The organism is Micromonospora sp. NPDC050276, assembly GCF_044459545.1.
Taxonomy (GTDB): Bacteria; Actinomycetota; Actinomycetes; order Mycobacteriales; family Micromonosporaceae; genus Micromonospora.
Genome location: NZ_JBITJA010000006.1, coordinates 340,826 through 365,344 on the forward strand (window position 1 = coordinate 340,826; position 24,519 = coordinate 365,344).

Sequence of the window (24,519 nt, forward strand, 5' to 3'; positions counted from 1 at the left end):
GCCGACTGACGACCCGGGCGCCACCTGCGTTTACCGGCCGGATGACGGCCCCGACATCACCGCGCCGGAATCCGACCCACCGGCTCCGTCGCCGGTGCCGGTCGCGCGGATCGGCGGCGGTTGCCGAGCCAGCGGACCACCTCGACGACCACCGTCACCGTCACGGCGAGGCCCAGCCCCAGCAGGAGACCGCGCAGCGGGTCCTGCTCGAAGGCCAGCCCGCCGACGTAGCCGACCAGCGCCGAGTAGAGCCCCCACGAGCTGGCAGCCAGCGCGCCGAAGGCCAGGAACCGTCGCCGGGGATAGCGCACCGCCCCCATGGTGAGGGTGACCGCGGTCCGGCCGCCCGGAATGTAGCGGGCCACGGTGAGGATCAGACCGCCCCGGGTCGCGATCCCCCGGCGGGCCTGGTCGATGGCCGCCCGGCGTCGACCGTCGGGCGGCAGCCGGTCGAGCAGCCGGGTGCCACCGCCCCACCCAATGGCGTACGAGATGTGGTCGCCGACCAGCGCCCCGGCGGCGGCCACCAGGATCACCGCGGGCAGGTACGGCGCGCCGGAGGCCGCGAACACCCCTGCGGTGATCACCGCCGTCTCGCTCGGCACCACCGGGAAGAAGCCGTCGAGCACCGCGATCGAGAAGATCGCCAGGTACACCCAGGGCGAGGACATCGTCTCGTGCAGGAGGTCGAGTAGATCCATGATCCCGATGCTGGTCGCGGCGGGGGCTCCCGCCATCGGCCAGTGGTCAGGCGAGCGCCACTACTTTGGTAGTGACCGCCCCGGACGGCGGGTCGGGGTCTTCCCCCAGCTCACCCGGGTCCGGTGGCGCGGGCCGCGCCGATGCGGCCACAGCCCCCTAGGCTCGCTGCGTGGCCTTGACTGCCGTCACCCTCCGGCGGGTCGTCCAGCGGTACGGCCCGCTGCTGCTCGCCGTCACCGTCGCGGCAGCGGTCTGGGCCAGCGCGACCGGTGACATCGGGGTCCGCTCGCCGCTGCCGGGCGCGGTCGTGCTGCTGATCGCGCTGGGCTCGGCGTGGGCCGCCGGCACGATCCGGACCCGCCGCTGGCCGTTGTTCCTGGCCGCGGCGGTCTGCTGGCTGGTGCTCGCCGCCGCGGCGGCCGGGGTGGTCGCCTCGTACCAGGCGGGTCTGCGGCTGCGCGGTCGCCAACTCGCCACCTACCTCGCCGGTGCGGCGGTGGTGCTGACCGGTGGGGTGGTGGTCGGGCTGGAGGTGGGCGGGGTCCGTCGGATCACCACCGCCACGCCCGGCAACGTGCTGCTGCTCGCCGCCTGCCTGGTCGGGCTTCCGTTGGTCCTCGGCCTCTGGGTGCGCGCGCGGCGGGACACACTCGCCGCGCTGCGGGACCGGGCCGAGCGGCTGGAACGTGAGCAGGAGGCCCACGCCGACCGGGTTCGGGCCGAGGAGCGAACCCGGATCGCCCGGGAGATGCACGACGTGGTGGCGCACCGGGTCTCGCTCATGGTGGTGCATGCCGGGGCGCTGGAGGTGACCGCCGCCGACCCGGCGACCGTGGCGGCCGCCGCGTTGATCCGGACGACCGGCCGGCAGGCGCTCACCGACCTGCGCGAGGTGTTGGGCGTGCTGCGGCAGGCTGGCCCGGCCGTGGTGCCGGAGCGAGGGCTCGACGCGTTGGACGACCTGATCGGGGAGTCCCGGACCGCCGGCCTGCGGGTGTCCCGGCGGGACGAGGGCACGCCGACGGCGCTACCGGCGACGCTGGGGCGTACCGCGTACCGGGTGGTCCGCGAGGCACTGACCAACGTGCGCAAGCACGCGGCCGACGCCGAGACGACCGTCTGCCTGCGCTACCTGCCCGACGGGTTGGAGGTGCTGGTCCGCAACGGCCCGTCCGAGGGTGGGTCGGCGCTGCCCGGTGCCGGGCAGGGTCTGCTCGGGCTGCGTGAGCGGGTGGAGTTGCTGGGCGGCCGGCTGGAGGCGACGTCCGTGGACGGTGGTTTCCTGGTCCGGGCCCTGATTCCGCTGGCGGGTGCGGCGTGATCCGGGTGGTGGTGGTCGACGACGAGCACCTGGTTCGGGCCGGGCTGCGGCTGATCCTGGAGGCGGCGGAGGACATCACCGTCGTCGGTGAGGCGGCGGACGGTGCCGGCGCGTTGGAGCAGGCCCGACGGCTGCGCCCCGACGTGGTGTTGCTCGACGTGCGGATGCCGGGCGTGGACGGGCTGACCATCGCGCCCGAGGTGGTCGCCGTCGGCCCGAAGGTGATCATGTTGACCACCTTCGACCTCGACGAGTACGTGCACCGCGCGCTGCGGGCCGGTGCGGTCGGCTTCCTGCTCAAAGACACCCCGCCCCGCGAGTTGGCCGCCGCCGTTCGTACGGTGGCCGCCGGGAACGCGATGCTCGCCCCGACGGTGACCCGGCGTCTGATCAGCTCGTTCGCCGAGCGTGGTCCGGCCCGCCGGGACGCGGCTCGGGAGCGGCTCGCACCGCTGACCGAGCGGGAGTTGGCGATCGTCCGGGAGGTGGCGCGGGGGAACGGCAACGCGGAGATCGCCCGGCGGCTGACAATGAGCGAGGCCACCGTGAAGGCACACGTCAGCCGGGCGCTGGCGAAGGTCCACGCGGGCAACCGGGTGCAGCTGGCCATCCTGGTGCACGACGCCGACCTGCTGTGATGTCCCGCTGCCAGCGGTCGGTTAGTGGCGGGAGGAGGCGTGGCGGCGGGCCCTGCGGCGTAGCCACCGGATCCCCTCCAGCCCGAACGTGACGACCACCGAGAGCCCCACCCCGACCAGCACGCCCTTCACCGGATCACGTTCGAAGGCCAGTCCGCCGAAGTAGCCGAGCAGCCCGCAGTAGAACGCCCAGGTGACCGCGCCGATGCTGTCGTACAGCAGGAATGACCGGCGGGGATAGCGCACCGCGCCCATGGTCAGGGTGACGGCGGTGCGGCCGCCCGGCACGTACCGGCTGCTGGTCAGGATGATCCCGCCGCGCCGGTCCACGGCCCGACGGGCCCACTCGGAGCTGGCCCGGCGTCGGCTGCCGTCGGGCAGGCGGGCCAGCCGGCGGGCGCCCCCGCCCCGACCGAGGGCGTACGAGATGTGGTCGCCGGCCAGCGCGCCGACAGCGGCGCTGACGATCACCAGGGTCAGGCTGGGGTGCCCCCCGCTCGCCGAGAGCACCCCAGCGGTGATCACCGCCGCCTCGCCCGGCACCGCGGGGAAGAACGCGTCGACCGCGGTCAGCCCGAAGATCACCAGGTAGACCCACGGCGACGTGACCGTCCCACGGAGGAGGTCGAGCAGGGCGTCCATGCCCCCATGCTTGCCGGGCGCGACCCACCCGGTGGGCGAGTCGCCGGATCACCGGCCTTCGGCCGCCAGCTGTCAGCCGGCGTGGACCAGGGCCGGTGGGGCGAGCAGCGGGCCGTGTGGGGTCTTGTCGTCGGCGGTGGGACCGTGCGAGGTCAGCACCACAGGTGTGCCCAGCTCCGCGCGCACCGCCTCGGCCCAGTCTGCCGGCGCGTCGTCGTACACCGGGCGGGAGCGCAGCAGCTGTGCGGTGAGCGCGGCCTGCCGGTCCAGGTCGCCGGGCGGGCCCGGGATGAGTCGGTCGGTGGTGTCGTAACGGCGGCAGATCCGCAGGTCCGGGCCGGCGAGATCGAGGTGGGTCAGCGCCAGGCCGTCGACGCCGCCGGCCGCGGCGAGGGCGTACCGGTGGGCGACCGCGTCGAAGTGGCCGAATCGGAACCGACCCTGCCACGGGTTCGTCGGGTTGTGCGGGTCGGCGAGGGGCAGCGCCGGGTCCTCGGTCACCAGCGGGCCGGGCCCGTGCCGGGTGGTGACCAGCCGGAGCACCCCGATCCGGGTCACCTCGCCGGACCGGCCCGCCTCAGCGAGCAGACCGTCGACGTTGGCGAACGTGGTGGTGCTCCAGGTGGTGTACGGGTGGAAGCCGTGCCACTCGTCGAGCAGCACCCCCTGCGCGCCCTCGAAGACGCAGGTCCCGGTGCGCAGCGCACCGGCGAGCCAGCTGCCGTCGACGATGGCGACCCGCTCGGCGAACCCGGTGAACGCGGGCAGGCAGTCCTCGACCGGTGGCGCGTCCAGCGGGCCCAGCTCAGCGGTCAGCCGGTCCCGCAGGGTGCCCAGCCTCCGGCGCAGCAGCGCCGGGTGGTGACAGTCGGCGACCCGGGGCGCGTCGTCCGGGTGGGCGAGACCGTACGCGACGGCCTCGCCCACCCCCAGCCCGCAGGAGCCGTGCCGGTCGGCTCCCCGGGCGATCTCCCGGGCCCGGTTGGCGGCCCGGTGGTACGGGGTGGCGAGCAGCGCGTCCCCGTCGACGGTCAGCCGGTCGAGCGCGTCGGGCACCCCGACCGTGGCGAGATGGTCGGCCTCGGCGGCCAGCGCCAGCGGGTCCACCACCACGTGCCGGGACAGGTGTGTACCGACACCGGGGTGGAACGTGCCGGCACCGAACTGCGCGAACGTGTGCTGCCGCCCGTCGCGCAGCACGACGTTGTGTGCCGCCTGCGCGCCTCCGTTGAAGCGGACCACGGTGTGCACGGGGCGGGTGGCGCAGAGCCAGTCCACCACCGTGCCCTTGCCGGCGTCGCCGTAGCCGAGGTCGACCACCGCCAGGTGCCTCACAGCCGGGTCACCCCGCCGCTGGTGTCCCGGAACGCCGGCAGCGTCGACACCTCGGCCCGCCGCCCCCGGCCGAGGCGGGCCAGCGCCTTGGACACGGTGCCGGTGGCGGTGGAACCGGCGTGGTCCAGGTGGCGAAGGCCCTCGTCCAGGTCGATGGCCTGTTCGCCGAGGCCGATGGTGAGCGCGATGGTCTCGCAGACCGCGTCCAGGTCGTCGAGCACGACGGCGTTCTGCCCGAGCAGGTCCCGCCAGAAGTCGAGCACCTTCGCGCTGCCGGCGTAGTGGCTGCCGGCCGGGAGCAGGTAGTAGGTGTCCCAGCGGCGGGTCACCTCGTCGACGACCTGCCGCAACGGCACGTCCTCGGCCAGGTTGTCGCCGATCAGACCGGCCACCTCCCGGGCCTTCACCCGCTGGTACGCCAGCTCGTCGCCGATGATGAACAGGTAGCCGCGCCGACCGCGCTTCTCCCAGTTGTCGGTGACGGTGTGTCGAGCCATGAAGTACATGGCCAGCTCGTACGACTCGGTCATCTGCCCGCCGCCACCGCCCTCCAGCACGATCCGGCCGAGGTCGTCGTCCATCCGGTTGTCCGACTCGAACTGGCCCACCTGCAACGGCACCCGGTCGCAGGTCGCGTCGCCGATCGCGCCGAACATGATCTGCGGGTCGCTGGCGTAGCCCTGCCGTTGCAGCAGCCCGAGCAGCTGCGGCAGTTTGGTCTGCAGGACGCGCGGCACCGTCCGCATCGAGCCGGTCACGTCGAAGAGCACCGCGACCGGCGTCGCGCGGGGGTGCTCGTCGGAGTCGCGGCTCTCCCGGGTCGCCTCCCGAGGGTCGAGCGCGGGGTGCACGGTGCGCGCCCCGCTGTCGCTGTAGGAGAAGGCGCTCTTGCCGGTGGACCGGCGGTAGCGGTCGGCGGCGTCGTACACGTCGGTGGACCAGATTCCACTGCCCATGACAGCTCCCTAGGGGGTGCGGGTGAAGGGTCGGAAGGTGCGTGGCCCGTAGAGGCGGTCCAGCAGCTGGTCGAGTTCGCGCAGCAGACGCCAGGCGTCGTCGGGCCGGGCGTCCAGGGACCGTTGCCGGCAGCCCTGCGCGAAGGTGCGCAGCTCGCGGGGTGCGCGCGGCCCCATCAGCCAGCTCATGCAGTGGCTGGCCATCGCGATGTCGGTGCCCGGGCCGCAGGGTCGTCTGCCGGTCACCTCCTCCGGGTAGAACCCGTCGTGGCCGGGCACGAGCGCCGGGACCGTGCTTCCGGGGGCCGCGGAGAAGCACCAGTCGACCAGCACCACGCCGTGGGCGTCCGGCTCGATCAGCACGTGTCGCGGCAGGACCGCGCCGTGCACCACGCCCGCCCGGTGGGCCAGGCCGAGCACCACCAGCAGCCGCCGCCACATCCAGGCCACGTCCCGGGCATCCAGCCCGTCGGGGTACGCGCGCCGCACCTCGTCGAGGTCGTGCAGGCCGGGTGCGGTGGCGAGCACGGTGACCCGCCGCTCCGCGCCGGTCGCGGTGTCGCGGTGCCGGAACTCGTCGACGAGCCGGGGCACGTACGGCAGGTAGCGCGGGTCGCCGCGCTCGGCGACGGTGCGCAGGGCGTGTGCCTCACGGGCCATCAGGTCGTTGTCGGTGGGCCGTCGGGGGAGCTTGAGCAGCCGGTCGTCGCCGACGTCGTAGAGATCCGCAAGGTCGCCCGAGTGGGCCGGCGCCCCGAGTCGGTAGTCACCGAGGACGGTGACCTGCCGGGCCCGCCACCGGGTGGTGACGTGGATGAACGCGTCGAGGGCGTCGGCGCGTACCACCGGATCGGTCGGCAGGCGGTCGGGGTGCAGGGCCGCGACCAGCTCGCGGTAGCGGCGGGCCGGCTGGTCGGCGCCGAACAGGTCGGCGTCGGTGCGGGCGGCCGCGACCAGGCGGATGGCCTCCGCGGCCCTCACCGCACCGTCTCCTCGCGGGCGGGGCGCAGCAGCGCCGGGTGCAGCAACCGGGCGTCACCGGCCCGGTAGAGCCGGGCGCGGGGGCCACCCCGGGCGCCACCGCGCTCGGTGCTGGCGCCCGTGCTCTCCACGAAGCCCGGCACGGAGAGCACCTTGCGGTGGAAGTTGCCGGCGTGCAGCGGGTGCCCCCAGACCGTCTCGTAGACGGCGCGCAGCTCACTGATGGTGAACTCGGCGGCGAGGAAGCGCGTGGCCAGCGGGGTGTACTCCAGCTTGGACCGGGCCCGTTCCAGCGCGTCGTCGATGATCCGGCCGTGGTCGAAGGCGAGCTGTCGGCTGGTCAACGCGGTCACCGGCAGCCAGATCGCCTCGTCGGCGTCGGTGCCGGCCGCGGGATCGGGCAGGTCGGGGGCGAACGCGAGGTGGGCGATCGAGACGACGCGCATCCGCGGGTCCCGGTCGGGGGTGCCATAGCTGCCCAACTGCTCCAGGTGTACGCGGCGCAGCGCCTCGCCGCCGAGCCCGGTCTCCTCGGCCAGCTCCCGTCGGGCGCCAGCGGTCAGGTCCTCGTCGGGGCGGACGAAGCCGCCGGGCAGCGCCCAGTGCCCGGCGAAGGGCGCCTCGCCGCGCCGGATCAGCAGCAGGTGCAGCGCGTCGTCGCGGATGGTCAACGCCACCACGTCGACGGTCACCGCGACCGACGGATAGGCCCGGGGGTCGTACGCGGCCAGGAACTCCTGCTCGTTCATCGCGTCTCTCTCATATTGAGAACATCTCGCTGTGAGAACAACTTAGCGCATGCGAGCGGGCCTGCCAAGAGGGCGCTCGTCAGCGGACCAGACCCGCCAGGTGCGGTCGGCCGCGCGAGTCGTGCAGGGCGAACCCGCCGTCCGGCAGGAGGGCGAAGCTCACCGTGCTCGGAAGTGGGACGGGAAGCTTGAAGCCGACCTCGACGGTGTACGCGTCCGGCAGCCGGTTCTCCAGTGCGGCCAGGCAGCGCGCCTTGCTCCACATGCCGTGCGCGATCGGCCGGTGGAAGCCGAACAGCCGCGCACCGAGCCGGGAGGTGTGGATGGGGTTGTGGTCGCCGGAGACCCGGGCGTACTCCGTGCCGACGCGGGGTTCCACCCGCCAGCGGGCGGTGGCCGCCGGTGCCGCGGGCCGTTCGCCACGGTCGCGCCCGCCCGGCTTGCCCTCCCGCCCGAGGTACGTCGAGACGCCGCGCCACACCTCCTCCCCGTCCACCGAGCCGACCAGCACCACGTCGACCTGCCGGCCCCGGTCGTGGGGGCGCAGGTTCTCCGCGTAGGTGGTGAAGTCGAGGGTCTCGTCGGCGGTGATCGGGCGATGCACGGTGATCCGGTTGCCGACGTGCACCACACCGGTCAGCGGGATGGGAAAGCCCGGCGCGGTCATCAGCCGCAGGGTCAACGGGAAACCCATGACATGTGGAAACGTGCCCGGCAAACGGTCGGTGAGCCGGAAACCGCAGACCCGGTCGTAGTCGGCCAGGCGCGCCCGATCGACGGTCATCCCGCCCACGGCCAACTCGACGCCCGGCAGGCCAGAGCCCCGCCGCCCGCCGCCGAGGCCGGGCAGCGCACCGAGCAGAGCCCGCCGGTAGAGCGCCCCGGCCGCCGGCATCCGAGGCAGTTCGACCCGGTCACGGCCGCCGGGCACCAGTCGGAGTGCCGCAGCCCGCGTCTCCGCCGACAATGTCTCCGTCGGGCCGTCGATCAGCTCGTGCAGGGAGAGGTCGTCGTCCGGCTGCCTCCGAGTGCCCATCACGCCCCCAGCAGGCTCTGGCCGCAGACCCGGACCACGTTGCCGCTGACCGCGCCGCTGGCCGGCCAGGCCAACCAGCCGATCGTCTCGGCCACGTCCACCGGCAACCCGCCCTGGGCCAGGCTGTTCATCCGCCGGCCGGCCTCGCGGACCACCAGCGGGATGCGCGCGGTCAGCCGGGTCTCGATGAAACCGGGGGCCACCGCGTTGACGCTGATCCCGCGTTCCCGCAGGGCCGGGGCGAGCGAGTCGACCAACCCGATCACGCCGGCCTTGCTGGTGGCGTAGTTGGTCTGCCCCCGGTTGCCGGCGATTCCGGCGATCGAGGAGACCGAGATGATCCGTCCGCCGGCCGGGATCAGCTCCCGCTCCAGCAGCACGTCGTTGATCCGCTCCTGGCTGGAGAGGTTGACGTCGATGACCTGGTCCCACCGGTCGGCGTCCATCCGGCCGAGTGTCTTGTCCCGGGTGATGCCGGCGTTGTGCACCACCACGTCGACCCGGCCGTGCCGGCTAGCCAGGTGCTCGGCGAGCCGGGTCGGCGCGTCCGGGGCGGTCAGGTCGAGTTGGACGGCGGTGCCGCCGATGTCGTTCGCCACCGCGGCGAGCGCGTCGCCGGCGGCCGGGATGTCCAGGGCCACCACCTGCGCGCCGTCGCGGGCCAGCACCTTCGCCAGCGCCGCGCCGATTCCCCGCGCCGCGCCGGTGACCAGCACGACCTGCCCGTCCAGCGGCCGGTCCCAGTCGGCCGGGGCGCTCGCCGGGCCGCTGCCGACCCGGATGACCTGCCCCGAGACGTACGCGGACCGGCCGGACAGCAGGAACCGGAGGGTCGACTCAAGGCCGGTGCGAATGTCGCTCTCGGCGCGGGTCACGTAGACGAGTTGCGCGGTGCTGCCCCGGCCGAACTCCTTGCCGATGCTGCGGACCAGCCCTTCGAGGGCACGCTGGGCGGTCGCCTCGCGAGGTGTCGCGCACTCGCTCGGTGGGGTGCCCAGCACGATCACCCGACCGCTGGGCAGCACGGCCCGGGCCTGCGGGTGGAAGAAGTCGTAGAGCTGGCGCAGCTCGGTCGAGTCGGTGATGCCGCTGGCGTCGTACACCAGGGCGCCGAAGCGGTCCTGCGGGCCGGCGGTGCCGGTGTCCCGCAGCTCGACCCCGGCGGCGGTCAGGATCTTGGCGACCGGCTCGGCGAGTCGGCCGCCGGTGGCCGCGCCGAGCAGGGCCGGCCCGGTCAGCAGCGGGTCGCCGGGGTGGTGCCGGCGCAGCCGGGGCGGGTCGGGCAGCCCGAGGCGCTTGACCAGCGCGCGGCCGGCGGCCGATTGGACGAAGCTCGCGTACCTGTCGGTCATGGGCGTAGCCTACTGGCGAGTAGGGTTCGAGCAACACATGTCGAGGAGGCGGATCGTGCAGAGCATCCGACGGGTCGCGGTCATCGGGGGCAACCGCATCCCCTTCGCCCGTTCCAACTCCCGCTACGCGGACGCGTCCAACGCGGACCTGCTCGGCGCGGCGCTCGACGGCCTGATCGCCCGCTACGGGTTGGCCGGCCAGCGCGTCGGCGAGGTGGTGACCGGTGCGGTGCTCAAGCACTCCCGCGACTTCAACCTCACCCGCGAGGTGGTCCTCGGCTCCCGGCTCGACCCACACACCCCGGCGTACGACATCCAGCAGGCGTGCGGCACCGGTCTGGAGGCGACGATCCTGGTCGCCAACAAGATCGCCCTCGGGCAGCTCGACGTGGGCATCGCCGGTGGCGTCGACACCACCTCCGACGCCCCGCTGGCGGTCAACGAGGAGATGCGCCGCACGCTGCTCAAGCTCAACTCGGCCCGTACGCTGGGCGAACGTCTCAAGATCGCGGCGAAGCTGCGCCCGCTCCAGCCGTTCAAGCCGGAGATCCCGCGCAACGCCGAGCCGCGTACCGGCCTGTCCATGGGTGACCACGCCGCCCAGACCGCGCTGCGCTGGCAGATCGACCGGCGATCCCAGGACGAGCTGGCGCTGCGCTCACACCAGCGGCTCGCCGCCGCGTACGACCGGGGTTTCTTCGACGACCTGATGACGCCGTACCTGGGGCTCACCCGCGATGCGAACCTCCGCCCGGACAGCAGCCTGGACAAGCTCGGCTCGCTGAAGCCGGTCTTCGGCACCCGTGGCCCGGACGCCGAGCGGGCCACCATGACCGCCGGCAACTCGTCGCCACTCACCGACGGCGCGTCCACCGTGCTGCTGGCCAGCGAGGAGTGGGCGGCGGCGCACAGCCTGCCCGTGCTGGCCTGGTTCAGCTGGTCGGAGACGGCCGCGGTGGACTTCGTGCACGGCGACGAGGGACTGCTGATGGCACCCGCGTACGCGGTGCCCCGGATGCTGGCCCGCGCCGGGCTGACGTTGCAGGACTTCGACTACTACGAGATCCACGAGGCGTTCGCGTCGCAGGTGCTGGCCACCCTCGCCGCCTGGGAGTCGCCGGAGTTCTGCAAGGACCGGCTCGGCCTGGACGCGCCGCTGGGTGCGATCGACACCGACCGGCTGAACGTCAACGGCTCGTCGCTGGCCGCCGGGCACCCGTTCGCCGCCACCGGCGGGCGGATCGTGGCGACCCTGGCCAAGCTGCTGGCCGAGCGGGGCAGTGGGCGCGGGCTGATTTCGATCTGCGCGGCCGGTGGCCAGGGCGTGACGGCCATCCTGGAGCGCTGAGCACGCGACCGCCGGCCTCGATGATCCCGGCCCGGTCCCGGTGTCGACCAGCGGGTGCGGGACAATGAGGTACGTGACGACGATCCCCAACGTGCTGGCCAACCGGTACGCCTCGCCCGAACTGGTCGCCCTCTGGTCCCCGGAGGAGAAGGTCCGGATGGAGCGGCGGCTCTGGCTCGCCGTGCTCCGTGCTCAGCGCGACCTGGGCGTGTCGGTGCCGGACGGCGTGGTCGAGGCGTACGAGCGGGTGCTCGACCAGGTCGACCTCGCCTCGATCGCCGAGCGGGAGCGGGTCACCCGGCACGACGTGAAGGCCCGGATCGAGGAGTTCAGCGCGCTCGCCGGCCACGAGCACGTGCACAAGGGGATGACCTCCCGGGACCTCACCGAGAACGTCGAGCAGCTTCAGGTGCGGGCCTCGCTGGAGCTGATCCGGGACCGGGTGGTGGCCACTCTGGTCCGGCTCGCCTTCCTGGCGTACGAGCACTCCGAGCTGGTCATGACCGGTCGTTCGCACAATGTGGCGGCGCAGGCCACCACGCTGGGCAAGCGGTTCGCGTCGGCGGCCGAGGAGTTGCTGATCGCGTACGAGCGGCTGGAGGAGTTGATCGCCCGCTATCCGCTGCGGGGGATCAAGGGACCGGTCGGCACCGCCGCCGACCAGCTCGACCTCTTCGACGGCGACGCCGACAAGGTGGCCGAGTTGGAGCGCCGGGTCGCCGAGCACCTGGGCTTCTCCCGGGTGCTGGACAGCGTCGGGCAGGTCTACCCCCGTTCGCTCGACTTTGACGTGCTGGCCGCGCTGGCCCAGACCGCCGCCGCGCCGTCGTCGCTGGCCACCACGATCCGGTTGATGGTCGGCCAGGAGTTGGCGACCGAGGGCTTCAAGCCGGGTCAGGTCGGCTCCAGCGCGATGCCGCACAAGATGAACACCCGTTCGTCGGAGCGGGTGAACGGCTTCGCCGTGATCATCCGGGGTTACCTGTCGATGGTCGGCGAGTTGGCCGGCGACCAGTGGAACGAGGGGGACGTGTCCTGCTCGGTGGTCCGCCGGGTCGCACTGCCGGACGCGTTCTTCGCCGCCGACGGGTTGTTCCAGACGTTCCTCACCGTGCTCGACGAGTTCGGCGCGTACCCGGCGGTGATCAATCGGGAGCTGGAGCGCTTCCTGCCGTTCCTGGCCACCACGAAGATCCTGGTCGCGGCGGTCCGTCGGGGCGTCGGCCGGGAAGTCGCCCACGAGGTGATCAAGGAGCACGCGGTCGCGGTGGCCCTGGCCATGCGCGAGAAGGGCTCGCCGGAGAACGACCTCTTCGACCGCCTGGCTGCGGACGGCCGACTCAACCTGTCCCGCGCCGACATCGACACCCTGGTCGCCGACCGCAGCGCCTTCGTAGGCGCAGCCCAAGCCCAGGTAGCAGCAGTAACCCGCCGAATCACGGCCGTAGTGGAAACCCACCCCGAGGCCGCCGCCTACACCCCACCCCCAATCCTCTAACACCCCCACCCCCCCCACCCCCCCACCCCCACCCCTCCTGGGTGATCAAGAGGTTTGCGTCATTTTCGATCTCCCTGGTGACCGAAACCTCTTGATCAACAGGGGAAAGGGTGGCCCGGGAGTTAGTCGCCGGTTGGGGTTTCGGCGGCGGTTCTGAGGTTGGGGGCGCTGGCTGGTTCGGCGATGCCGCCGGGCGACCCCGTGAAGCCCGCGACCTCCGCGGTCTCCGCGGCGACCGCCGGCTGGTCGGCCGGCATGACCTCGGGCATCTTGGGTACGGCGACCACGGCCGTGCCGTACGCGCAGATCTCCATCCACATCTCACCGCAGTCCCGGCTGTCGAACCGCATGCCGATCACCGCGTTCGCGCCGAGCCGCAGGGCCTCCTCGCCGAGGCGAGCCACCGAGTCGGTGCGCCATCGGGTCAGGTTGTCCGGGGCCATCGGGTCGTACGCGCCACCGCGCAGGTTCTTGACACCCTCGCGGTACGGGTTGCGCGTCCTGGCCATCGATGACACCACCTCACCGAGAATCTGGCGGATCTCGTAGCCGGGCAGTTGCTCTGTCGTCACGACCAGCACGTTTCCGATGCTGTCAGGAGTGACGCGACCCGATCGGGTGCATTGTTCACCTGATCGGATGCTGCAAAACGGCGCGGCGCGGACGGCCGGCGCGTCGCCGACCATCCGCACCGCGCCGGGCGCTAACCGTCAGACACCGGCCACCGAGGTGATCCAGGCCCGGTTGTACGCAACGCTGCCGTAGTTCTGGATGCTCTGCCCGTCGGCGGTGGAGGCGACGCCGACCTGCTGACCGTTGTAGAACTGCGGGCCACCGGAGTCGCCGCGCCAGGCGTTGCCGTTGATCCGGGTGCTGCGGATCGCCTGCCCGCCGTACGCGTCGGTGGCGCTGTTGCTGGTCACCCGGACGGTGGCGGTCTTCAACTGGGTGGACGCCGAGCAGCCGCTGTAGCAGGTCATGCCCCAGCCGTAGATCGAGTTCGTCGAGTTGATCGGCGGGTTGCTGCTGGCCAGGCTCACCGCGGAGGTGCTGACGGTGCTGGAGAGCCGCATGAGCGCGAGGTCGTTGCGGGTGTAGGTGGCGCTGACCGTGCGGGTGACCCCGCCGGAGGTGCGGTTGACGCTTCCGACGCGCACCGACATGGTGCCGCTGATGCAGTGCCGGGCGGTGAGCACCCACTGGGCGGCGATGACGCTGCCGGAGCAGGTGAACGAGCCGTTGCTGAGCACCGCGGCGGCCCAGGGGGCGGACGAGACGGTGTCGCCGCCGATGATGGGTTGCGGGCCGGCCGGGGCGGCGGATGCGGCGGACGTGACGCCGAGGGCGCCGACCAGCGCGGTGCTGACTGCGGCGAGCAGGGGGCGGATGCGCATCGGGTGGACTCCTTGGACGGGGCGGGCCCGGGGTCGCCGGGCGCGGATGGGCGGCAACGGGGGGTCCCGTTGACGCCTTAATTGACCTACGTCGATGTACAGTAGGGCCCGAGGCGATCGTTATCAAGGATCTGATCGAGGTTGCCCAATGTAACGATTTAGCCACCCGCTGCGCCGTATATGTCCTGCTGAGGCCACGTGTCGCGCCTGACGGGTCGCCCTGAGTGCCGGTAATGTTGATCACTGCCTGAACTGCACCCGGCCGGTGCGTCCGCAGCGATATCTGCCAGGTACGCTGGCTGCGCTCGCCCATTGTGGGTCGGCACCCAACTGCGTACACAGTCAGGAGTGCCCAGTGCCTCGCGTCGTCGTCGACGTCATGCTCAAGCCCGAGATCCTCGATCCGCAGGGCCAGGCCGTCGCAAACGCGCTGCCCCGGCTCGGCGTCACTGACGTCGCCTCGGTTCGGATCGGCAGGCGGATCGAGATCGAGTTCACCGGTGAACCGGACCTGGACCGCGCTCGGGAGATTGCCGACAAGCTGCTCGCCAACCCGGTCATCGAGGACTTCACCGTCCGCCTGGTCGAGGCCGACGAGACCGCGGACGCCCGCTCGTGACCGCCCGGGTCGGTGTGGTCACCTTCCCCGGCTCGCTCGACGACGGGGACGCGGCTCGGGCCGTTCGGATCGCCGGCGCCGAGCCGGTCCGGCTCTGGCACGGCGACCCGGAGTTGCACGGCGTGGACGCCGTCGTCCTGCCCGGCGGCTTCTCCTACGGTGACTACCTGCGGTGCGGCGCCATCGCCCGGTTCGCCCCGGTGATGGAGACGATCGTGGACGCCGCCCAGGGCGGTCTGCCGGTGCTCGGCATCTGCAACGGCTTCCAGATCCTGTGCGAGGCGCACCTGCTGCCCGGCGCGCTCACCCGCAACCAGCATCTGCACTTCCGTAACCGGGACCAGGTCCTGCGCATCGAGTCGGCCGGGACCGCGTGGACCAACGCGTTCCAGCCCGGCCAGGAGGTGCTCATCCCGGTCAAGAACGGCGAGGGCTGCTACGTCGCCGACACCGCGACGCTGGACCAGCTCGAAGCCGAGGGCCGGGTGGTCGCCCGCTACATCGGCGGCAACCCCAACGGATCCCAGCGCGACATCGCCGCGATCACCAACGCCGCCGGCAACGTGGTCGGCATCATGCCGCACCCCGAGCACGCGGTGGAGGCGCTCACCGGCCCGTCGCTGGACGGCCTCGGCTTCTTCACGTCGGTCCTCAAGCATCTGGTGGGGGCGCCGGCATGACCGGCGGCACGATCATCGGTCAGCTCAACCGCACCTCTGGCGGGCACGAGCGCAGCGAGGAGAGGTCATGACCACCCATCCGGACCCGGTACGGGACACACCGGAGGCGTACTCCGCCCCGGCGCAGCCGGCCGAGCCGAGCCCGGCGCAGCCGGTCGCACCGGCGACCGCTCCCGCCCAGCCGACCGCCGCCGTCTGGACCGAGGGCGTGGACACCGTGCCGCGCGCCGGTGGCACCCCGGGCGAGCTTCAGCCGTACACCGAGCTGGGTCTGCGCGACGACGAGTACGACCGGATCCGGCAGATCCTCGGCCGCCGGCCCACGCAGTCCGAGCTCGCCATGTACTCGATCATGTGGAGCGAGCACTGCTCGTACAAGTCGAGCAAGGTGCACCTGCGGCAGTTCGGTGAGAAGGCCCCGCACAGCGACCGGCTGCTCGCCGGCATCGGCGAGAACGCCGGTGTCGTGCAGGTCTCCGACGAGCTGGCGGTGACCTTCAAGGTCGAGTCGCACAACCACCCGAGCTTCGTCGAGCCGTACCAGGGCGCGGCGACCGGCGTGGGCGGCATCGTCCGGGACATCCTCGCCATGGGCGCCCGCCCGGTCGCGGTGATGGACCCGCTGCGTTTCGGTGCTGCGGACCACCCGGACACCGCCCGGGTGCTCACCGGCGTGGTCGCCGGTGTCGGCGGCTACGGCAACTGCCTGGGTCTGCCCAACATCGGTGGTGAGCTGGTCTTCGACCCCTCCTACCAGGGCAACCCGCTGCTCAACGCGCTCTGCCTGGGCGTGCTGCCGGTCGACCGGCTGCAGAACAAAGCCGCCGCCGGCCCGGGCAACGTTGTCGTGCTGATGGGCGCCAAGACCGGCCGCGACGGCATCGGCGGCGTGTCGGTGCTGGCCAGCGCCACCTTCGACGAGGGCAGCGAGGCCCGCCGACCCGCCGTGCAGGTCGGCGACCCGTTCACCGAGAAGTTGCTGATCGAGGCGTGCCTCGAGCTGTACGACGGCCAACTGGTCGTCGGCATCCAGGACCTCGGCGGCGCCGGCCTGACCTGCGCGCTCACCGAGACCGCCGCCGCGGCCGGCACCGGCATGCGGGTCTGGCTGGAGCGGGTCCCGCTGCGCGAGCCCTCGATGGACCCGCACGAGATCCTGGCCAGCGAGTCGCAGGAGCGGATGTTGCTGGTCGTCGAGCCGGACAAGCTCGACGCGGTACTCAAGACCTGCGAGAAGTGGGGCGTCCTCGCCACCGCGATCGGCGAGGTCACCGCACCGGAGCCGGACGGCCGGCCGGGTCGACTGCTGATCACCTGGCAGGACCACCTGGTCGTCGACGTACCGCCGGGTTCGCTGGTCGACGACGGGCCGGTCTACGCCCGGCCGATGCGTGAGCCGGCCGACCTGATCCTGCTCCAGGCGGATCGGGCCGAGACGCTGCCCCGCCCGGCCGACCCGGAGGCGCTGCGGGAGACCGTGCTGCGCATGATCGCGTCGCCAAACCTGGCCGACAAGACCTGGGTCACCGAGCAGTACGACCGCTACGTGCTGGGCAACACCGTGCTCGCGCAGCCGGAGGACGGCGGCGTGATCCGGATCGACGAGCGGACCGGCCTCGGCGTGGCGCTGTCGGTGGACGGCAACGGTCGGTACGCCCGGCTTGACCCGTACAACGGCACCAAGCTGGCCCTGGCTGAGGCGTACCGGAACGTGGCGGTGACCGGCGCGAAGCCGATCGCCGTGACCAACTGCCTCAACTTCGGCTCGCCGGAGGACCCGGGCGTGATGTGGCAGTTCGCCGAGGCCGTGCGCGGCCTGGCGGACGGCTGCCTGGAGCTGGGCATTCCGGTGACCGGCGGCAACGTCAGCTTCTACAACCAGACCGGCGCGGCCGCCATCCACCCGACGCCGGTGGTCGGCGTGCTGGGTGTGCTGGACAACGTCGCCGACCGGGTCCCGATGGGCTTCGTGCCGCGTGCCGGTGGCGACCACGACCAGCTCTACCTGCTCGGCGAGACGAATGTGGAGCTGTCCGGCTCGGAGTGGGCCTGGGTGACGCACGAGCACCTCGGCGGCATTCCGCCGCAGGTGGACCTCGCGCGGGAGAAGGCGCTCGCCGACCTGCTGGCCGAGGCGGCCCGCGTCGGTCACCTCAGCTCGGCACACGACCTCTCCGACGGGGGTCTCGCGCAGAGCCTGGTCGAGTCCTGCCTGCGTCGCGGCGTCGGTGCCCGGGTCGCGGTGCCGGAGCAGTTCACCGAGGGCTCGATGCCGTTCGTGTACCTGTTCAGCGAGTCCGCCACGCGGGCGCTGGTCTCGGTGCCGCGCGGCCACGACAAGGCGTTCGCGGCGCTCTGCGCCGAGCGGGGCGTGCCGTTCGAGCTGATCGGCGTCACCGACCCGTCCGGCGGGGCGCTCGAGGTGCACGGTCAGTTCCGGATCGGTCTGGACGAGCTGCGCGCCGCGCACACCGAGACGCTGCCACGCCTCTTCGGGGGCTCGGCGGCCGTCGACGTGTCCGCGCCGGCCGCTGGTGTGGCGGGTGCGGTCGAGGCCGTCCCGCTGCCGGCCGCCGCACCGGCCGAGCCGGTCGACCCGGCCGAGGTGGTCTCCGAGCCGATCGCTTCTTCGGGTCCTTCCCCGGAGACCGGCGCGGTCGAGCCGATCGGGTCGGAGCAGCCCGGTGGGGCGTCCGAGTCTGACTCCGGTGTCACCGAGCCGTCGCCTGACGAGCGCTGAGGCGTTGGCGGCCGCCGTCTACGGCCAACCCGGTTCCGGTGCCCGGTTCGACTGGGGGCTGACCGGGGCGGCCGAGCTCGGTCGGGTCTGCGCGGCGCTGGTGGTGGTGGACGTCCTGTCGTTCACCACCGCCGTCGAGGTGGCGGTCGCCCGTGGCATGCGGGTGCACCCGTTCCCCTGGGGTGAGCAGGCCGCCGAGTACGCCGTCCGGGTCGGCGCGACCGCTGCGGTCGGCCGGCGGCAGACGACCGTGGAGCATCCGTGGTCGCTCTCGCCCGCGGCGCTGAGTAGCGCACCCGTGGTGGCGGACCTGGTGCTGCCCTCACCGAACGGCTCCGCCATCAGTGCCGCCGCCAGCGCCACCGGCCTGCCGGTGGTCGCGGCGTGCCTGCGCAACGCACGCGCCGTCGGGCGTTGGCTGCGCCGCCAGGGGTACGGCACGGTGGAGGCCCCGATCGGCGTGATCGCCGCAGGGGAGCGGTGGCCGGACGGCTCGCTGCGCCCGTCGGTGGAGGACCAACTCGGCGCCGCCTCGGTGCTGGACGCCCTGTCCGGCGTGCCGGGTGGGCTCTCGGTGGAGGCGGCCATGGCGCTCGCCGCGCTGGCGAGCACCCCGGATGTGCCCGCCGCCGTGCGTGGCAGCGTCTCCGGGCGGGAGCTGACCGAGAGCGGCTTCGCCGAGGACGTGAATGTCGCCGTCCGGATCGGCGTGTCGGACGTCGTACCGGTGCTCCACCAGGGCGTCTTCTCCGCCGCCTGACCGCGCCTCGTCCGCCTGACCGCGCCTCGTCCGCCTGGCCGCGCCTCGTCCGCCTAGCCGCGCCTGGCCGCATGTCCGCGCATGTCCGCGCCTGGCCGCGCCCGCCGCGTGCGGCCCGCACCCCTTGATCAACTCGGCTTTCAGGAAGTCGGGGTGTCCAGGGCTGCGGGTTGGTCCGACTTCCTGAAAGCCGAGTTGGTCTTGCAAGCGAAACGGCCACCCGGGACTCCCCGGGTGGCCGTTTCCGTGCGCTGTGGCGGGGTCAGTCGTCCAGCCAGTCGAGGCGGCGACCGCCGCGCTCGGTCGGTGGCGGGGCGTCCGGCCGGTTCCGGCCGGCGGGCTGACCGTAGCCGCCCTGGTCGTATCCGCCCTGGTCGTAGCCGCCGCGCTGCTGCGGAGGCTCCTGGCCGTAGTTGCCACCCTGGTCGTAGCCGCCGGCGGGCTGACCGTACCCGCCCTGGTCGTATCCGCCCTGGTCGTAGCCGCCGCGCTGCTGCGGAGGCTCCTGGCCGTAGCTACCGCCCTGGTCGTATCCGCCGGCCGGTTGGCCGTAGCCGCCCTGGTCGTACCCGCCGGCCTCCGGACCGCCATACCCGGCGGTCGGCTCGGCGGCGCGACCGCCGTACGGGGCAGGATCGGGCTGGCCGTACCCCTGCCCCTGCTCGGGCTGGTAGACGCCGGTGGCGTACGGGTCGGCCGGGGCCGGGTACTGGGTGCTGTCGCCGGTGTACCGGCCGGTCGGCTCGTCGAACCGCTCGCCGTAGGCCGGTCCGCCAGCGGGAGCCGGCGGGTAGGCGGCGGTCCCACCGGGGGCGTTGTAGTCACGGGAGCCGTAGCCGCCGCCGGAGGCCGGGGCGTTGCCGTAGCCGCCGCCGGAGGCCGGAGCACCGCCGTAGCCGGCACCCGAACCGGGCGCGGCACCGTAGGGGTCACCGGCCGCACCGGCACCGTAGCCGCCCTCCGGACCGGCCGGAGCGCCGTAGCCGCCGCCCGAGGCGGGCGCGTTGCCGTAACCGCCGGCACCGTAACCACCGGGCGCTGGCTCGTCGCCGTAGCCGCCGCCACCCCAGCCCTGCTGAGCCGCGCCGCCGTAGGCCGGGGCGGGCGCGCCGTACGGGTCCGGTGGGACGTCGTCGACCACCGGACGGTGCATCATCGTCGGCGCCTCACTCAGCGCCGCGCCGCCGACCATGGTCGGGTCAGCGCCGACGCCGGGGCGACCACCGACCACCCGCGTCTGGTCGTCGGGGCCACGGAACCCGCCCCGCGACGGCGGCACCACGCCGCCGCCACCGGCGGCCGCCGGAGCGTCGTCGTCGTCGTTCTCCTTGCGCTTCATCCAGAGCAGCACGATCGTGCCGACACCGGCCGCGACCAGGAGACCACCGAGCAAAATGATCATGTACGAGCCGAAGCCGCCGCCGTCCTCGTTGTTCGAGGCGTTCGCCGGCGCGCCCTGGCTGGCCTCCTCGGTGGGCTCCTCCTCGGTGCCCTCCTCGGTCGCCTCGTCGGTGGGAGTGGCCTCGGGGGTGGCGGACGGAGTGGCGCTGGGCGTCACCTCGACCTTGAGCGCGAGGCTGATCCGTTGCCCGGTGACAGACTGTCCCGCGGCGGCGTTGATGGTCTTGGTGGCCACCACGTTGTCGAACGTGGCACCCAGATCGATCCGGCCGGGTGCGATCGGCCTCTCGGTGGTACCGGTGAAGCGGAATTCACCGCTGCCGTTGCTGGTGGTGTCGAACCGCCGGCCGGTGCTGTCCTGCAGCATGACCACGGCGTTCGCGACCGCCTTGCTGTCCGCCTGCGAGATCACCTTGCCGGAGATCGACCGAACGGTCTGGTTCTGCGGCGGCGGCGGCGCGGCCTTGCCCTTCACGGTCAGCGAGACGGGGGCGGTGTCCGGGCCCGAAGGGGCCTCGACCGCCACCGTGATGGTCGTGGTCGCGTCGCCAGCGTTGTCGTTGGCCGCGATCCGGACCAGCACCGATCCTGTCGGGTTGCCCAGGCCGCCGCCGGAGAGTTTGACATCGCCGCAACCACTGGCGCAGCTGACGCCGGACGGCAGGCCGGAGAGGCTGACCTTCGCCGACTCGTCGTTATTACCCCCAGTGACGCGCACGGTGATCGTGGCGTCGCTTCCCGCGTTTACGGTGATCGAGCCGGGGGAAACGTCGACATCTGCGGCCATGGCTGGTGTGGCGGGGACGGCGAGCAGAGCGCCGGCAACCAGCGCTACGACCACACCGGCCCGCTGCTTCCAGGCACGTCGGTGTGTTGACACGTCCACCGCCTTCCGGGCTGACTTCCCTCTGACCGGCGGGGCGCCGGGCCGGGGATCATCACGGTACGAATACGCCGTCGGCAACTATGCCTTGTCCGACTGCATGAGCGCGACCCAGGGCCAGCGTCGCGTGTTTGGCCTGAGGGTCGTATCGTCCCGTCGTGTCCTCTCCGCACAGTAAGTCCGCTGCCGTTACGGCCGCCTTGTCGGCGCTCGACGAGGGGCGTACGCCCGAACGGACGGTGTTCCGAGAGGCGGTCCGGTCGTTGTTGGCCGTCCTCGCGGAGCGCGCCCCCGGCCGATCGGTGGAGGTGCGCGTCCCACCATACGGGGCGATCCAGTGCGTACCGGGGCCTCGACACACCAGAGGAAACCCGCCGAATGTGGTCGAGATGGCAGCGAATACCTGGTTGGAACTGGCCACCGGCAGGGTTGGCTGGGCGGAGGCGATCACTGAGGGTCGCGTCCAGGTGAGCGGCAACCGGGCGGACCTCTCGGCGTATCTGCCCCTCTAATTGTTCCGATGTCCCACTCAGCGTGACGCTCGGCAGGGAGATCGTGACTTTCTGTATTGACGGCGATTCGCGTACACTGTCAGGCGACGACAGTGGTCCCGGCAGAGGAGTGTGGATCCGCCCGTGATCCCGCCCGCCCGGTCCAGACCAGCATGAGGGAGCGGTAGGTGCCCCGAGGCGACGGCCGGCTGAGCCACGACCTTGACCCCCAACGACCTGGCCCCCAGGATGCCTGTGGCGTCTTCGGCGTCTGGGCCCCCGGCGAAGAGGTTGCCAATCTGACCTACTTCGGCCTCTACGCACTGCAGCACCGCGGCCAGGAGGCGGCGGGCATCGCGGTGAGCGATGGTTCCGGCGTGGTGGTCTACAAGGACCTTGGCCTGGTGGCGCAGGTCTTCGACGAGCCCACCCTGGCGAGCCTGCGCGGTCACCTGGCGATCGGGCACGCCCGATACTCCACGACCGGCGCATCGAACTGGGAGAACGCCCAGCCGACGATCCGGTCGACCACCGCCGGCACGACCATCGCGCTGGCCCACAACGGCAACCTGGTCAACACGGCCGAGCTGGAGAAGGAGGTCGCCGAGCGCGGTCTCATCGCGGACGGGTCGACCAACGACACCTCCCTGGTGACGATGCTGCTCGCCGGCCGACCGGACCTGTCGGTCGAGGCGGCCGCACTGGAGGTGCTGCCGCAGCTGCGCGGCGCGTTCAGCTTCGTCTTCATGGACGAGTCGACCCTCTACGCGGCCCGTGATCCGCACGGCGTCCGCCCACTGGTGCTCGGTCGCCTGGAGCGCGGCTGGGTGGTCGCCAGTGAGACGGCCGCACTGGACATCGTCGGCGCCAGCGTGGTGCGCGAGGTCGAGCCGGGCGAGCTGATCGCGATCGACGAGAACGGGCTGCGCTCCACCCGGTTCGCCGCGCCGGAGCCGAAGGGCTGCCTCTTCGAGTACGTCTACATCGCCCGCCCGGATGCCACGATCGCCGGGCGCAACGTGCACGCGGCGCGGGTGCAGATCGGTCGGCAGTTGGCCAAGGAGCACCCGGTCGAGGCCGACCTGGTCATCCCGGTGCCCGAGTCGGGCACGCCAGCCGCGATCGGTTACGCGGAGGCGTCCGGCATCACCTACGGCGCCGGCCTGATGAAGAACCCGTACGTGGGGCGCACCTTCATCCAGCCGTCGCAGACCCTGCGCCAGCTCGGCATCCGGCTCAAGCTCAACCCGCTGCGGGAGAACGTCCGGGGCAAGCGGCTGGTGGTCGTGGACGACTCGATCGTGCGCGGCAACACCCAGCGCGCCATCGTCCGGATGCTGCGCGAGGCGGGGGCGCTGGAGGTGCACGTCCGGATCTCCTCGCCGCCGGTCAGCTGGCCGTGCTTCTACGGCATCGACTTCGCCACCCGGGCGGAGTTGCTGGCCAACGGGTTGGACAACGACGGCATCCGGCGCTCCATCGGGGCCGACACGCTGGGCTACGTTTCGCTTCCTGGCCTGATCGCCGCGACCGAGCAGCCGAAGACCCGGTTGTGTCGGGCGTGTTTCGATGGGGAGTACCCGATCGAGTTGCCGGCCGGCAACCTGATCGGCAAGCACGTGCTCGAAGGGGTGGGCCGACGCGTCGCCAACTCGGCGCCGGACGCTCCGCACACCAACGGCTCGTCCGTCGCCACTCCGGGTGGCGTTACCGCAAACCGCCCGTAGCACCAACCGGCGCGGCCCGGCTACCGCCGGCGGCACCGAGAACCAAAGGGGAGAACCGTGACGCACGTGTCCGAGCGCAGCGGCGCAGGAAGCAGCCCGACCGGCGCCGGCGGCGACCGCCAGCCCTGGACGGGCGGTGCTGGCCGCCAGGCGCGCAAACGCTCGGTCTCGTACGCCGACGCCGGCGTCTCCATCGACGCGGGTGACCGCGCGGTGGAGCTGCTGAAGTCGAAGGTGCGGCAGACCCGCCGCCCCGAGGTGCTCGGTGACCTCGGTGGCTTCGCCGGCCTGTTCCGGCTCGACACGAAGAAGTACAAGAGCCCGATCCTGGCGTCCTCCACCGACGGGGTGGGCACCAAGCTGGTGATCGCCCAGCAGATGGACATCCACGACACGGTCGGCATCGACCTGGTCGCGATGGTGGTGGACGACCTGGTGGCCTGCGGCGCCGAGCCGCTCTTCCTGCTCGACTACATCGCCACCGGCGAGGTCGTTCCGGACAAGGTCGCCGAGATCGGCGCGGGCATCGCCGACGGCTGCCGGTACGCGGGCTGCGCGCTGCTGGGCGGGGAGACCGCCGAGCACCCCGGCGTCCTGCGCCCGGACGAGTACGACATCTCCGCGACCGGCGTGGGCGTGGTCGAGGAAGCCGACATCCTCAGCCCGGACCGGGTCGAGGTGGGCGACGCGGTGATCGCCATGCGCTCGTCCGGCCTGCACTCCAACGGCTACTCGCTGGTCCGGCACGTGCTGCTCGGCGCTGCCCGGATGCGACTGGACATCGTGATCGACGACTTCGGTCGGCAGCGGACCCTCGGCGAGGAGCTGCTCACCCCGACCAAGATCTACGCCAAGGACTGCCTCAAGCTGATCGCCGAGGCCGAGGTGCGGGCGTTGTCCCACATCACCGGCGGCGGCATCCCCGGCAACCTGGTCCGGGTGCTGCCCGAGCACGTCGACGCGGTGGTCAACCGGTCCACCTGGAAGCCGCAGCCGATCTTCGACCTGATCCAGTCGAAGGGTCGGATCGACGACCAGGACATGGAGTCGACCTTCAACATGGGCGTCGGCATGTTCGCGATCGTGTCGGCCGAGGACGCCGACCGGGCGCTGGCCACCCTGACCGGCCGTGGGGTCGAGGCGTGGCAGGCCGGCGAGATCATCGAGGGCACCGGCAACGTGCAGATGGTTGGTCAGCACACCCGAGGATGATCACTCTCCGGTGATCGTACGGGCACCTGATCAGGGCTTCACCCGAGTGGCCAA

The 24,519-nt window shown here is 72.4% G+C and carries 22 protein-coding genes; 11 read left to right on the plus strand and 11 right to left on the minus strand.

Annotation, left to right across the window (positions count from 1 at the left end; all coding sequences use genetic code 11):
• Positions 1–56: 56 nt before the first annotated feature.
• Positions 57–701, minus strand: a complete 645-nt coding sequence (locus ACIBF8_RS15685; RefSeq protein WP_396783568.1) for a DedA family protein — start codon at positions 699–701, stop codon at positions 57–59.
• A 170-nt stretch (positions 702–871) separates the two neighbouring features.
• Here ACIBF8_RS15685 and ACIBF8_RS15690 point away from each other — a divergent pair, with 170 nt between their 5' ends.
• Positions 872–2,023 (plus strand): sensor histidine kinase, encoded by a 1,152-nt coding sequence (locus ACIBF8_RS15690; RefSeq protein ID WP_396783570.1) that lies wholly within the window; start codon positions 872–874, stop codon positions 2,021–2,023.
• Positions 2,020–2,661: a response regulator gene (locus ACIBF8_RS15695; protein ID WP_396783571.1), complete on the plus strand. Its 642-nt coding sequence runs from the start codon at positions 2,020–2,022 to the stop codon at positions 2,659–2,661. Before ACIBF8_RS15690 ends, ACIBF8_RS15695 begins: the two co-directional genes overlap by 4 nt.
• Before the next feature lie 21 nt (positions 2,662–2,682).
• On the opposite strand, the gene ACIBF8_RS15700 is transcribed toward ACIBF8_RS15695, so the two are convergent.
• The 7 genes from ACIBF8_RS15700 to ACIBF8_RS15730 all read right to left on the minus strand — a co-directional run bounded on the left by ACIBF8_RS15700 (position 2,683) and on the right by ACIBF8_RS15730 (position 9,712).
• Positions 2,683–3,303: a DedA family protein gene (locus ACIBF8_RS15700; protein WP_396783572.1), complete on the minus strand. Its 621-nt coding sequence runs from the start codon at positions 3,301–3,303 to the stop codon at positions 2,683–2,685.
• 72 nt (positions 3,304–3,375) lie between these two features.
• Positions 3,376–4,638, minus strand: coding sequence for an adenylosuccinate synthetase (locus ACIBF8_RS15705; protein WP_396783573.1), 1,263 nt, complete (start codon positions 4,636–4,638; stop codon positions 3,376–3,378).
• Positions 4,635–5,594, minus strand: coding sequence for a hypothetical protein (locus tag ACIBF8_RS15710; RefSeq protein ID WP_396783574.1), 960 nt, complete (start codon positions 5,592–5,594; stop codon positions 4,635–4,637). Before ACIBF8_RS15710 ends, ACIBF8_RS15705 begins: the two co-directional genes overlap by 4 nt.
• Before the next feature lie 9 nt (positions 5,595–5,603).
• Positions 5,604–6,575, minus strand: coding sequence for a serine/threonine protein kinase (locus ACIBF8_RS15715; RefSeq protein ID WP_396783575.1), 972 nt, complete (start codon positions 6,573–6,575; stop codon positions 5,604–5,606).
• Complete coding sequence (locus ACIBF8_RS15720; RefSeq protein ID WP_396783577.1) at positions 6,572–7,324, minus strand: NUDIX hydrolase; 753 nt, start codon at positions 7,322–7,324, stop codon at positions 6,572–6,574. The genes ACIBF8_RS15715 and ACIBF8_RS15720 overlap by 4 nt, the downstream gene beginning before the upstream one ends.
• 79 nt (positions 7,325–7,403) lie before the next feature.
• Positions 7,404–8,219 carry a MaoC/PaaZ C-terminal domain-containing protein gene (locus ACIBF8_RS15725; RefSeq protein WP_396783775.1) on the minus strand — a complete coding sequence of 272 codons (816 nt, stop codon included), beginning with the start codon at positions 8,217–8,219 and terminating at the stop codon, positions 7,404–7,406.
• Positions 8,220–8,359: 140 nt separating this feature from the next.
• On the minus strand, positions 8,360–9,712 hold the full coding sequence (locus ACIBF8_RS15730) for a 3-oxoacyl-ACP reductase (protein WP_396783579.1): 1,353 nt from the start codon (positions 9,710–9,712) through the stop codon (positions 8,360–8,362).
• Between the two features lie 55 nt (positions 9,713–9,767).
• Between ACIBF8_RS15730 and ACIBF8_RS15735 the strand changes: the two genes are divergently transcribed.
• Together ACIBF8_RS15735 and purB are read left to right on the plus strand one after the other, a co-directional pair.
• The gene (locus ACIBF8_RS15735) at positions 9,768–11,060 is read left to right on the plus strand and encodes an acetyl-CoA C-acetyltransferase (protein WP_396783581.1); all 1,293 of its coding nucleotides are present in this window, start codon (positions 9,768–9,770) and stop codon (positions 11,058–11,060) included.
• Between the two features lie 73 nt (positions 11,061–11,133).
• Positions 11,134–12,558, plus strand: a complete 1,425-nt coding sequence (gene purB, locus ACIBF8_RS15740) for an adenylosuccinate lyase (RefSeq protein WP_396783583.1) — start codon at positions 11,134–11,136, stop codon at positions 12,556–12,558.
• Positions 12,559–12,680: 122 nt separating this feature from the next.
• Here the strand turns inward: purB and ACIBF8_RS15745 are convergent, their stop codons facing one another.
• Both ACIBF8_RS15745 and ACIBF8_RS15750 read right to left on the minus strand, forming a co-directional pair.
• Positions 12,681–13,244 (minus strand): YbjQ family protein, encoded by a 564-nt coding sequence (locus tag ACIBF8_RS15745; RefSeq protein WP_396783776.1) that lies wholly within the window; start codon positions 13,242–13,244, stop codon positions 12,681–12,683.
• A 24-nt stretch (positions 13,245–13,268) separates the two neighbouring features.
• Positions 13,269–13,952, minus strand: a complete 684-nt coding sequence (locus ACIBF8_RS15750; RefSeq protein WP_396783585.1) for a S1 family peptidase — start codon at positions 13,950–13,952, stop codon at positions 13,269–13,271.
• Between the two features lie 355 nt (positions 13,953–14,307).
• On the opposite strand from ACIBF8_RS15750, the gene purS reads away from it, so the two are divergent.
• The 4 genes from purS (at position 14,308) to ACIBF8_RS15770 (ending at position 18,751) form a co-directional block, all read left to right on the plus strand.
• Complete coding sequence (purS, locus tag ACIBF8_RS15755; RefSeq protein WP_396783587.1) at positions 14,308–14,571, plus strand: phosphoribosylformylglycinamidine synthase subunit PurS; 264 nt, start codon at positions 14,308–14,310, stop codon at positions 14,569–14,571.
• On the plus strand, positions 14,568–15,251 hold the full coding sequence (gene purQ / locus ACIBF8_RS15760; RefSeq protein WP_396783588.1) for a phosphoribosylformylglycinamidine synthase subunit PurQ: 684 nt from the start codon (positions 14,568–14,570) through the stop codon (positions 15,249–15,251). The genes purS and purQ overlap by 4 nt, the downstream gene beginning before the upstream one ends.
• 67 nt (positions 15,252–15,318) lie before the next feature.
• Positions 15,319–17,991: a phosphoribosylformylglycinamidine synthase subunit PurL gene (gene purL, locus ACIBF8_RS15765; RefSeq protein ID WP_396783590.1), complete on the plus strand. Its 2,673-nt coding sequence runs from the start codon at positions 15,319–15,321 to the stop codon at positions 17,989–17,991.
• On the plus strand, positions 17,960–18,751 hold the full coding sequence (locus ACIBF8_RS15770; protein WP_396783592.1) for a 2-phosphosulfolactate phosphatase: 792 nt from the start codon (positions 17,960–17,962) through the stop codon (positions 18,749–18,751). The genes purL and ACIBF8_RS15770 overlap by 32 nt, the downstream gene beginning before the upstream one ends.
• A 262-nt stretch (positions 18,752–19,013) precedes the next feature.
• Here the strand turns inward: ACIBF8_RS15770 and ACIBF8_RS15775 are convergent, their stop codons facing one another.
• Complete coding sequence (locus tag ACIBF8_RS15775; protein ID WP_396783593.1) at positions 19,014–21,032, minus strand: hypothetical protein; 2,019 nt, start codon at positions 21,030–21,032, stop codon at positions 19,014–19,016.
• A gap of 161 nt (positions 21,033–21,193) precedes the next feature.
• On the opposite strand from ACIBF8_RS15775, the gene ACIBF8_RS15780 reads away from it, so the two are divergent.
• The 3 genes from ACIBF8_RS15780 to purM all read left to right on the plus strand — a co-directional run bounded on the left by ACIBF8_RS15780 (position 21,194) and on the right by purM (position 24,465).
• Complete coding sequence (locus ACIBF8_RS15780) at positions 21,194–21,547, plus strand: sterol carrier family protein (protein WP_396783595.1); 354 nt, start codon at positions 21,194–21,196, stop codon at positions 21,545–21,547.
• A gap of 167 nt (positions 21,548–21,714) precedes the next feature.
• The gene (gene purF, locus ACIBF8_RS15785) at positions 21,715–23,253 is read left to right on the plus strand and encodes an amidophosphoribosyltransferase (RefSeq protein WP_396783596.1); all 1,539 of its coding nucleotides are present in this window, start codon (positions 21,715–21,717) and stop codon (positions 23,251–23,253) included.
• A gap of 57 nt (positions 23,254–23,310) precedes the next feature.
• Positions 23,311–24,465 (plus strand): phosphoribosylformylglycinamidine cyclo-ligase, encoded by a 1,155-nt coding sequence (purM, locus tag ACIBF8_RS15790; protein ID WP_396783597.1) that lies wholly within the window; start codon positions 23,311–23,313, stop codon positions 24,463–24,465.
• The last annotated feature ends 54 nt before the right edge of the window (positions 24,466–24,519 follow it).

What these genes read in the sequence shown, in the direction of transcription:
- ACIBF8_RS15685 (WP_396783568.1), bottom strand. Translation starts at nt 701, where the DNA reads ATGGATCTACTCGACCTCCTGCACGAGACGATGTCCTCGCCCTGGGTG.
- ACIBF8_RS15700 (WP_396783572.1), bottom strand. Translation starts at nt 3,303, where the DNA reads ATGGACGCCCTGCTCGACCTCCTCCGTGGGACGGTCACGTCGCCGTGG.
- ACIBF8_RS15710 (WP_396783574.1), bottom strand. Translation starts at nt 5,594, where the DNA reads ATGGGCAGTGGAATCTGGTCCACCGACGTGTACGACGCCGCCGACCGC.
- ACIBF8_RS15720 (WP_396783577.1), bottom strand. Translation starts at nt 7,324, where the DNA reads ATGAACGAGCAGGAGTTCCTGGCCGCGTACGACCCCCGGGCCTATCCG.
- ACIBF8_RS15725 (WP_396783775.1), bottom strand. Translation starts at nt 8,219, where the DNA reads ATGCCGGCGGCCGGGGCGCTCTACCGGCGGGCTCTGCTCGGTGCGCTG.
- ACIBF8_RS15730 (WP_396783579.1), bottom strand. Translation starts at nt 9,712, where the DNA reads ATGACCGACAGGTACGCGAGCTTCGTCCAATCGGCCGCCGGCCGCGCG.
- ACIBF8_RS15745 (WP_396783776.1), bottom strand. Translation starts at nt 13,244, where the DNA reads ATGGTCGGCGACGCGCCGGCCGTCCGCGCCGCGCCGTTTTGCAGCATC.
- ACIBF8_RS15750 (WP_396783585.1), bottom strand. Translation starts at nt 13,952, where the DNA reads ATGCGCATCCGCCCCCTGCTCGCCGCAGTCAGCACCGCGCTGGTCGGC.
- purL (WP_396783590.1), top strand. Translation starts at nt 15,319, where the DNA reads ATGACCACCCATCCGGACCCGGTACGGGACACACCGGAGGCGTACTCC.